Genomic DNA, 2,640 nt, shown 5'->3' with positions numbered 1-2,640 from the left:
ATCCGCCACCGTCGCCCCCGGCAACCCACGACCCGTCGCCACCCACTCCCCCAACACCAGACCCCGCTCACGCACCGTCAACACATCCAGGGCGCCGATCCGGCGCCGCGGGTCGGCCGCGACCTGCTCCAGCAGGGCCAGCAGCCGCTCGACCAGGGCCTCGGCGGTGGTGCGGTCGTAGAGGTCGGCCGCGTACTCGAAGGCGATGTCGATCTCCTCCGTGGCGGAGGTCTCCTCGAAGTTGAAGTCGAGTTCGAACTTCGCGGCGCCCAGCTCGAAGGGCAGGATCCGGCTCTCCAGGCCGAGCAGGCGTCCGGCCTGGCCGTCGTTGTGCTGGTACCCGAGCATCACCTGGAACAGCGGGTGCCGGCCGGGCACGCGCGGCGGGTTGACCGCCTCGACCAGCCGGTCGAACGGCAGGTCCTGGTGGGCGAAGGCCGCCAGGTCGGTGTCCCGGGTGCGGGTCAGCAGCTCGGCGAAGGTCGGGTCGCCGGACAGGTCGTTGCGCAGGACCAGCGTGTTGACGAAGAAGCCGACCAGCCCGTCCAGCGCGCTGTCGGAACGCCCGGCGACGGGCGCCCCCAGGGGGATGTCCGTGCCGGCGCCCAGGCGGTGCAGCAGGGTGGCCACGGCCGCCTGGAGCACCATGAAGGTGGTGGTGCCGGTCGCCCGGGCGGCCTCGCGCAGACCGCGGTAGACGGCCGGGGGGACCTGGCCGCGCACGGTGTCGCCGCGGTAGCCGGCCACCGGACGGCGCGGGTGGTCGGTCGGCAGCGGCAGCTCCTCCGGCAGCCCGGCGAGTGCCTGCTTCCAGTACCCGGCCTGACGGGCGTGCAGGCTCCGCTCGTCCTCGGGCGAGCCGAGCAGCTCCTGCTGCCAGAGCGTGTAGTCGGCGTACTGGACCGGCAGCGGCGCCCAGTCGGGGGTGCGGCCGTCGGTGTGCGCCGCGTAGGCGCCGGTGAGGTCCTCGATGAAGGGGAGCATCGACCACTCGTCGCCCGCGATGTGGTGGAAGAGCACCACCACCACGTGGTCCTCGGGGCCGAGCTCCAGCAGGCTGACGCGCAGCGGCAGTTCGGCGGAGAGGTCGAAGCCGTACCGGACGGCGCTCCGGAGGTCGGCGTCCAGCGTCGACTCGGAGGAGCGGACCAGGTGCACGGCCGCCTCGGCCGCCGGGGCTTCCAGGATCCGCTGGTGGACGTCGCCGTCGCGCTCGGTGAAGACGGTGCGCAGGCTCTCGTGCCGCTGCGTCACCGAGCGGACGGCGGCGCCGAGGGCGGCCCGGTCCAGCGGGCCGGTGACCCGTACCACCAGGGGCACGTTGTAGGTGGCGCCCGAGTCGTCGAGGTTCTGCAGGAACCACATCCGGCGCTGGGCGTGCGAGAGCGGCAGGTCGGCCGGGCGCTCGCGGCGGCCCAGGGCGGGGCGCGGGTCGTCGCCGGCGCCGGCCCGGTGGGCGAGGCCGGCCGGGGTGGGTGCCTCGAAGAGGTCGCGGACGGTGAGCCCGGCGCCACCGGGCAGCGCGCGGACCCGGCCGATCAGCCGGGTGGCCAGCAGGGAGTGGCCGCCGAGGTCGAAGAAGTGGTCCTCGGGGCCGACCTCGGCGAGGCCCAGCACCTCGGCGAAGGCGCCGCAGAGGATCTCCTCCCGGGCGTCGCGCGGGGCGCGGCCGGGGCCGGTCCCGGTGCCGGCGGGCGCGGGGAGGGCCTTGCGGTCGAGCTTGCCGTTGACGGTCAGCGGCAGCTCGTCGAGCACCACGAACGCCGACGGCACCATGTACTCGGGGAGCCGGGCGGCGAGTTCGTTGCGGACGGCGGCGAGGTCCACGGCCGTCGCGGCGGGGACGAGGTAGGCGACCAGGCGCTTGACGCCGGGGGTGTCCTCACGGACCACCACGGCGGCCTGGGCCACGGCCGCCTCCAGGGCGATGGCGTCCTCGATCTCGCCGGGCTCGACCCGGTAGCCGCGGATCTTCACCTGGTCGTCGGCACGGCCGAGGAAGTCCAGCAGCCCGTCCTGACGCCAGCGCACCACATCACCGGTGCGGTACATCCGGCCCCCGGGCTCGCCGAACGGATCCGCGACGAAACGCTCCGCCGTCAGCCCCGCCCGGTTGAGGTAACCCCGCGCCAGACCCACACCCGACACGTACAGCTCGCCCGCCACACCCACCGGGACCGGCCGCAGACAGGCGTCCAGGACGTACGCCCGGGTGTTCCAGATCGGCCGGCCCACCGTCGCGGTCGCCGAGTCCCGCGTCCCACCACCGAGGGTGTTGATGGTGTACTCGGTCGGCCCGTACAAGTTGTAGCCCATGACGCCCGGCGTCTCGCGCAGCCTGGTCCAGAGCGTCTCCGCCACCGCCTCACCACCCAGCAGCACCAGCACCGGACGGTGCCGGTCCTCGTCCAGCAGACCGGCCTCCACCAGCGCCTGCGCGTACGAGGGCGTCACGTTGATGACATCGATCCCGTGGACGTCCAGGTAGTCGGCCAGACCCTGGGCGTCGCGGCGCAGGGCCTCGTCCAGGACGTGCACCTCGTGACCCTCGACCAGCCAGAGCAGTTCCTCCCAGGACATGTCGAAGGAGAACGAGACGGTGTGCGCGATCCGCAACCGGCGGCCACCCGCGGACTCGAC

Annotated in this window: 1 protein-coding gene; it reads right to left on the bottom strand. The window is 73.8% G+C overall.

Going from position 1 to position 2,640, the window contains the following annotated elements; genetic code table 11:
* Positions 1–2,640 (bottom strand): condensation domain-containing protein (locus ABZ495_RS36945; RefSeq protein ID WP_359840371.1); only part of this gene is annotated, 2,640 nt, incomplete at both ends.

This window comes from Kitasatospora sp. NPDC005748, assembly GCF_040630735.1.
Lineage (GTDB): Bacteria > Actinomycetota > Actinomycetes > Streptomycetales > Streptomycetaceae > Kitasatospora.
Note: the sequence above shows the minus strand (reverse complement) of the source record. Positions and strands in the feature narration are given on the sequence as shown.